The sequence below is a fragment of the Geodermatophilus marinus genome (assembly GCF_003428645.1).
In the GTDB taxonomy this organism is placed as follows: domain Bacteria; phylum Actinomycetota; class Actinomycetes; order Mycobacteriales; family Geodermatophilaceae; genus Geodermatophilus.
On the sequence record NZ_QVQH01000030.1, the window covers coordinates 46816 to 53548 of the forward strand.

Below are 6733 nucleotides of genomic sequence, written 5' to 3' on the forward strand. Positions count from 1 at the left end.
GGCGGCGCGGCCGCGTTCGATCAGACCTCGAGGACGGTGGGGATGATCATGGGCCGGCGGCGGTGGGTGTCCGAGACCCACTTGCCGACCGTCCGGCGGATCACCTGCGAGAGCCGGTGCGGATCGGTCTCGCCGTCGGCGAGGGTGCGCCGCAGCGCGTCCTCGACCAGCTGCAGCGCCGGGTCGAACACCGACGGGTCGTCGGCGAAGCCGCGGGCGGAGAGGTGGACCGGCCGGACGATGGTGCGGGTCGAGGGCTCGATGACGACGGTGAGCGCCACGAACCCCTCGTCGCCGAGGATGCGCCGCTCCTGCAGCGACTCCTCCCCCACGTCGCCGACGTTGAGGCCGTCGACGTAGACGTCCCCGACCGGGACGCTGCCGACGATGGCGGCCTTGCCGTCGACGAGGTCGACGACCACGCCGTTCTCGGCCAGGATCACCCGGTCGGCGGCCATGCCGGTCTGCCCGGCGAGCGCGGCGTGCGCGCGCAGGTGCCGCCACTCGCCGTGCACGGGCATGAGGTGCCGCGGCTTGGCCACGTTGAGCAGGGTGCGCAGCTCCCCGGCCGGGGCGTGCCCGGAGACGTGCACCATCGCCGTCTCCTTGTGCACGACGGTGGCCCCGAGCCGGGCCAGGCCGTTGATCACCTTGTAGACGGCCGTCTCGTTGCCGGGCACCAGGGAGGAGGCCAGCACGATGGTGTCGCCGGCCTCGATGGTCACCTGGTGGTGCTCGCCGCGGGCCATCCGCCCGAGCGCCGACAGCGGCTCGCCCTGGGAGCCGGTGCTGACCAGCACGACCTGCTCGGGCGGCATGCTCGTCGCCTCGTCCAGGCTCACCACGAGCCCGGGCGCCACGCGCAGCAGCCCGAGGTCCCGGGCCACGCCCATGTTGCGGACCATCGACCGGCCGACGAGGGCCACCTTGCGGCCGTGGACCTCCGCGGCGTCGAGCACCTGCTGGATGCGGTGCACGTGGCTGGCGAAGCTGGAGACGATCAGCCGCTGGGTGGCGCGGCGGAAGACGTCCTCGATGACCGGCCCGATGGCCCGCTCGGAGGTGACGAAACCGGGCACCTCGGCGTTGGTCGAGTCGGCCATCAGCAGGTCGATGCCCTCGATGCCGAGCCGGGCGAACGCGCCGAGGTCGGTGAGGACGCCGTCGAGGGGCAGCTGGTCCATCTTGAAGTCGCCGGTGTGCACCACGAGCCCGGCCGGGGTGTGGACGGCGACGGCCAGCGCGTCGGGGATCGAGTGGTTGACGCTGATGAACTCGCAGTGGAACGGGCCGGCGAGGTGGTCGTCGCCGGCGGCGACCTCGACCAGCACCGGGTCGATCCGGTGCTCGCGGAGCTTGGCCCGCACCAGCGCCAGGGTGAACCGCGACCCGACCAGCGGGATGTCGCCGCGCATCCGCAGCAGGTAGGGGATGGCGCCGATGTGGTCCTCGTGCCCGTGGGTCAGGACGACGGCGGCGATGTCGTCGAGCCGGTGCTGGATGACCCCGAAGTCCGGGAGGATCAGGTCGACCCCGGGCTGCTCGGCCTCGGGGAAGAGCACCCCGCAGTCGATGACCAGCAGCTTCCCGTCGAACTCCAGCACCGCCATGTTGCGGCCGATCTCGCCCAGGCCGCCGAGGGCCATGACCCGCAGCCCGCCGTCCGGCAGCGGCGGGGGCGCCTGGAGGTCCAGGTGCGGCTGGGAGCCGGAGGCGGTCACAGGACCACCCCGCCGGCAGCCAGGTCGGCGCGCAGCTGCTCGACCTGCTCGGGCGTGGCGTCGACCAGCGGGGGACGGACCGGGCCGGCCGGCAGGCCGAGCGCGTTGAGCGCCGCCTTGACGAGGATGACCCCCTGGGTGCGGAAGGTGCCGGTGTAGACCGGCAGCAGGCCGTCGTTGACCTCACGGGCCTTGGCGAGGTCCCCGGACTCCACGGCCGCGATGAGCTCGGCGAGCCGGGGGCCGACCAGGTGGCCCACCACGCTGACCACGCCCACGGCGCCGAGGGCCAGCAGCGGCAGGTTGAGCATGTCCTCGCCGCTGTAGTAGGCCAGGTCGGTGCGGGCGAGGGTCCAGGCGACGGCGCCGAGGTCCCCCTTCGCGTCCTTCACGGCCACGATGCGCGGGTGCTCGGCGGCCCGGACGAGGGTCTCCACCTCGATGGGCACGACGGTGCGCGGCGGGATGTCGTAGAGCATCACCGGCAGGTCGGTGGCGTCGGCGACGGCGGTGAAGTGCCGCAGCAGCCCCGCCTGCGGGGGCTTGTTGTAGTACGGCGTCACCACCATGAGGCCGTGCGCACCGAGCCGCTCGGCGTCGCGGGCCTTGTCGATGGAGTGGGCGGTGTCGTTGGTGCCCACGCCGGCGACCACGGTCGCCCGGTCACCGACCGCGTCGAGGACCGCCTCGAGGACGGCGCGCTGCTCCGCGTCGCTGAGCGCGGGCGACTCCCCCGTCGTCCCGGCGACGACGAGCCCGTCGTGGGCGCCGCGGTCGACCAGGTGGGCGGCCAGTTCCTGGGCGCCGGCGAGGTCGATCGAGCCGTCCTCGGCCAGGGGGGTGACCATCGCCGTGAGGACACGCCCGAAGGGCCGGGTGGGGTCGCGGGTCATGGGGGTGAATCTACCGACCGTCGCCGGTCGCGCCCCGGCCCCGCGGATCGGCCCCGGCGCGGCGGAACTCCGACACGGCCCAGCGCAGCCCGGTGGCCGAGGTCGCCCAGCCGTCGGCGGGCCGGCGGTCGACGCGCGTCCAGCTCCCGTCGAGGGCCGGCGCCCACGTGTCGCCGTCGACCGCCACGTCGACGTCGGTGACCACCACCCGGTCGGCGTGCGGGAGGAAGGCGGCGTAGACCCGCCCGCCCCCGATGACCCAGCAGTCGGGGTGGCCGGCGAGCACCTCGGCCACCGAGCCGGCGCGGTGCGCTCCCTCGGCCTGCCACCCCGGGTCGCGGGTGAGCACGACGTTCGTGCGCCGCGGCAGCGGCCGCACCCCCTCGGGCAGCGACTCCCAGGTGCGCCGGCCCATGACGACCGTCGAGCCGGTGGTCAGGTCCCGGAAGCGGCGCAGGTCCTCGGGCAGGTGCCAGGGCAGCCCGCCGTCGGCGCCGATGACACCGCCCCGGCCCTGCGCCCACACCACGCCGACGCTCACGGGCGCCCCGGGGGCCTCGCGGGCCCGGTCACACCGCCACCGGGGCCTTGATCGCCGGGTGGGGGTCGTAGCCGTGCACGGCGAAGTGCTCGTAGGTGTAGTCGAACAGCGACGGCGCGGGGGCCAGCTCCAGCGACGGGAAGGGCCGCGCCTCGCGGGAGAGCTGCTCGGTCACCTGCTCGACGTGGTTGCTGTACACGTGGCAGTCACCGCCGACCCAGATCAGGTCGCCGGGCGCCAGGCCCACCTGGTCGGCGACCATGCGGGTCAGCAGCGCGTAGCTGGCGATGTTGAAGGGCACGCCGAGGAAGAGGTCGGCGCTGCGCTGGTAGAGCTGGCAGGACAGCCGGCCGTCGGCGACGTGGAACTGGAACAGCGCGTGGCAGGGCGCGAGCGCCATCTCGGGCAGCGCGGCGACGTTCCACGCGGAGACGACCATGCGCCGGGAGTCGGGGTCGGTGCGCAGGGTGTCGAGGACGGCCGCGAGCTGGTCGATGCTCCGGCCGTCCGGCGCCGGCCACGAGCGCCACTGGACGCCGTAGACCGGCCCGAGGTCACCGGTCGGCGAGGCCCACTCGTCCCAGATCGTGACCCCGTGGTCGCGCAGCCATTGCACGTTGCCGTCCCCGCGGAGGAACCACAGCAGCTCGACGGCCACCGACTTGAAGTGCACCCGCTTGGTGGTGACCAGCGGGAAGGACCGGGACAGGTCGTAGCGGAGCCGCTCGCCGAACAGGCTGACCGTGCCCGTGCCGGTGCGGTCCCGCTTGGGCGCGCCGGTCTCCAGCACCCGGCGCAGGAGGTCCTCGTACTGCGTGTCCAGCGGCCGGCCGCCCGTGCTCCCCACGCCGCCCACCCTAGGCGCCGACCGCCGGGTGCCCGGACGTCGACACCGTGAGGTCCGCCGCGAGGTCCCCGCGCCCGGCCACGAGCACCCGGTCGAGCTCGAGCCAGGCGGCCATGAGCGCCAGCTCCTCGGCGAGCTCTGCCGCGACCTCGCGGCGGTCGACCCCGACCTCGGCGTGGGCGGACTGGACGAGCAGCGCCCCCGCCCGCCGGTCGGCCTTGAGGTCGACGCGGGCGACGAGCCGGTCGCCGAGCAGGAAGGGCAGCACGTAGTAGCCGTGCACGCGCTGCGCGGCCGGCGTGTAGATCTCCAGGCGGTAGCGGAAGCCGAACAGCCGCTCCACGCGTGGCCGCTCCCAGACCAGCGAGTCGAAGGGGCTGACCAGGGCGCGGGCGAGCGCCCGCCGGGGCCGGCGCGTCCCGGGGTGCAGCCACGCGGGCGCCGACCAGCCGGCCACCTCGACCGGCAGGAGCTCCCCGGCCTCCACCAGCTCGGCGACGGCGGCGCGGGCCGGGGCCGGGCGCAGCCGGAAGTAGTCGCGGAGGTCCCGCTCGGTGGCCACGCCCAGCGCCCGCGAGGCCGTGCGGACCAGCTCGCGCACCGCGTCGGCCGGCTCGGGGGTGGGCGCGCGGACCACCTCGGCCGGCAGCACCCGTTCGGTGAGGTCGTAGACGCGCTCGAACCCGGCGGTGCGACGGGTGGCGGTCACGACGCCGGACCAGAACAGCCACTCCAGGGCTGCCTTGCCGGCGTGCCAGTTCCACAGGCTGCCGGGCCGGTCGGGCCGGGGTTCGGCGAGGTCGCTCGCCTTGAGGGGCCCGCCCTCCCGGACGCGGTCGAGCACCTCCTGGACGTACCCGGGCCGCTCGCGCTGGACCCGGACCATCGACCCCCAGGCGTGCTCCTCCGCCGCTGCCATCCGCCAGCGCAGGTGCGGGTGCAGCCGCACGGGGAGGAAGGAGGCCTCGTGCGCCCAGTACTCGAAGAGCAGGTGCCGGCGCCCGGACAGCCCGTCGAGGGCGGCCCTCGGGTAAGGCCCCAGCCGGCTGAACGCCGGCAGGTAGTGGGCCCGGGAGAGCACGTTGACCGAGTCGATCTGGAGGACGGCGAGACGCTCCGCGGTGCGGCGCAGCCGGCCGGCGTCGACGGGACCGTCCGGACGCGGGTCGGCCAGCCCCTGCGCGGCCAAGGCGATCCGCCGCGCCAGCGGGGCGGCGAGGCGGTCGACGGCACGGTGGTCGACGGTGCGGTCGTCCACCGCACGGCGTCGGTCGGCAGGCTCTCCCACGAGGTCCGATACTGCCGGCCGGGTACGACACCCCGCCCGCCGCCTACGCTCGCCGAGTGGACCCCACCTCGCCGTTCCCGCGCCTGACGGGCAGCGCCGAGGTCTCGGTGCGCCCGGCCCGCGCCGCGGACGCCCCCGAGGTGGCGCGCGTCCAGGTGGTCACCTGGCGGACGGCCTACCGCTCCCTCCTGCCCGCGGCGGTGCTCGACGAGTGGGACGACGACGCCGCGGCCCGGTCGTGGGGCGCGGCCATCACGGCCCCGCCGACGCCCGCCCACGGCGTCCTGGTCGCCTGCGAGCGGGAGGCGGTCGTCGGCTTCGCGGCCTACGGCCCGCCCAAGGTCGTCGCCGGGGACACCGCCGCAGGCGCCGGTCCGACGACCGAGGTGGCCACGCTGCTGGTGGAGCCGCGTTGGGGACGCCGGGGGCACGGCAGCCGGCTGCTGGCCGCGGTGGCGGACCTCGCCCGGGGATCCGGAGCCCGCCGGCTGCAGACGTGGCTGGCCGAGCAGGACCAGGTGTCCGCCCGCTTCCTCGAGTCGGCCGGCTGGGCACCGGACGGGTGGGTGCGCACGCTGGACACCGGGGCGGCACCGGTGCGGGAGGTGCGCTGGCACGCACTGCTGGAGGAGGCGGGCGGATGAGGTTCCAGGGGTTCCCCGACGAGGGGCTGGTCTTCTACGAGGGGCTGGAGGCCGACAACAGCAAGACCTACTGGACCCGGCACCGCGCCGTCTACGACGACTGCGTCCGCGCGCCGCTGCAGGCCCTCCTGGACGAGGTCGCCGGGGAGTTCGGGACGGCGAAGGTGTTCCGCCCCTACCGCGACGTCCGGTTCAGCAACGACAAGACGCCGTACAAGACCCACCAGGGCGCGGTCGTCACGCCTGACGGCCGGGGCGCGGGGGCCTGGTACGTGCAGGTGTCCGCCGACGGGCTCATGGTGGCCGGTGGGGCCTGGCGGCTGGAGTCCGACCAGGTGGCCCGGTACCGTCGCGCCGTGGCCGAGGACGTCCCCGGTGAGCGGCTCGAGCAGGAGCTGTCGCGGCTGACCGGGAGCGGCTGGACCGTGGACGGTGAGCGGCTCAAGCGGGTCCCCGCCGGCTTCCCCCCGGAGGGTCCGCGCGCCGACCTGCTCCGGCACAAGACGCTGCACGCGAGCCGGCACTGGGAGCCGGCCGGCTGGTTGCACACCCGCGGGTCGCTGGAGCGCGTGCGCGACTCGTGGCGAGCGCTCACGGCCCTCAACGACTGGCTGGCCGACAACGTCGGGGCGACGACGAAGCAACCGCGCCCCCGTCGCTGAGCGTTCTGGCGGCTCTTCACGATCGGGGGTGTAGTCGGGGTCGGAAGCCGCCGGTTTCGAGCAGGCTCCTGGCGATGTAGTTGGTGAGGTTGCGGAAGCCGAGCGCGGAGCCTCGGAGGTGCTCGAGTCGTCCGTTG

7 protein-coding genes are annotated in these 6733 nt (G+C 75.0%); 2 read left to right on the forward strand and 5 right to left on the reverse strand.

The window, feature by feature from the left end; translation table 11 throughout:
- Positions 1-20: 20 nt before the first annotated feature.
- Genes D0Z06_RS22045 through D0Z06_RS22065 form a run of 5 tightly spaced genes read right to left on the reverse strand, consistent with a single transcriptional unit; the run spans position 21 to position 5260 of the window.
- The gene (locus D0Z06_RS22045; protein ID WP_117379691.1) at positions 21-1721 is read right to left on the reverse strand and encodes a ribonuclease J; all 1701 of its coding nucleotides are present in this window, start codon (positions 1719-1721) and stop codon (positions 21-23) included.
- Positions 1718-2614 carry a 4-hydroxy-tetrahydrodipicolinate synthase gene (gene dapA, locus D0Z06_RS22050; protein WP_117379692.1) on the reverse strand — a complete coding sequence of 299 codons (897 nt, stop codon included), beginning with the start codon at positions 2612-2614 and terminating at the stop codon, positions 1718-1720. The genes D0Z06_RS22045 and dapA overlap by 4 nt, the downstream gene beginning before the upstream one ends.
- Positions 2615-2624: 10 nt before the next feature.
- Positions 2625-3155, reverse strand: coding sequence for a dihydrofolate reductase (locus D0Z06_RS22055; protein ID WP_117379693.1), 531 nt, complete (start codon positions 3153-3155; stop codon positions 2625-2627).
- A gap of 28 nt (positions 3156-3183) precedes the next feature.
- Positions 3184-4002 (reverse strand): thymidylate synthase, encoded by an 819-nt coding sequence (locus D0Z06_RS22060; RefSeq protein ID WP_199522473.1) that lies wholly within the window; start codon positions 4000-4002, stop codon positions 3184-3186.
- A gap of 10 nt (positions 4003-4012) precedes the next feature.
- The gene (locus D0Z06_RS22065) at positions 4013-5260 is read right to left on the reverse strand and encodes a winged helix-turn-helix domain-containing protein (protein WP_117379694.1); all 1248 of its coding nucleotides are present in this window, start codon (positions 5258-5260) and stop codon (positions 4013-4015) included.
- An 86-nt stretch (positions 5261-5346) separates the two neighbouring features.
- On the opposite strand from D0Z06_RS22065, the gene D0Z06_RS22070 reads away from it, so the two are divergent.
- On the forward strand, positions 5347-5934 hold the full coding sequence (locus tag D0Z06_RS22070; protein WP_117379695.1) for a GNAT family N-acetyltransferase: 588 nt from the start codon (positions 5347-5349) through the stop codon (positions 5932-5934).
- Complete coding sequence (locus D0Z06_RS22075) at positions 5931-6596, forward strand: DUF2461 domain-containing protein (RefSeq protein WP_117379696.1); 666 nt, start codon at positions 5931-5933, stop codon at positions 6594-6596. The genes D0Z06_RS22070 and D0Z06_RS22075 overlap by 4 nt, the downstream gene beginning before the upstream one ends.
- The last annotated feature ends 137 nt before the right edge of the window (positions 6597-6733 follow it).

What these genes read in the sequence shown, in the direction of transcription:
- dapA (WP_117379692.1), bottom strand. Translation starts at nt 2,614, where the DNA reads ATGACCCGCGACCCCACCCGGCCCTTCGGGCGTGTCCTCACGGCGATG.
- D0Z06_RS22075 (WP_117379696.1), top strand. Translation starts at nt 5,931, where the DNA reads ATGAGGTTCCAGGGGTTCCCCGACGAGGGGCTGGTCTTCTACGAGGGG.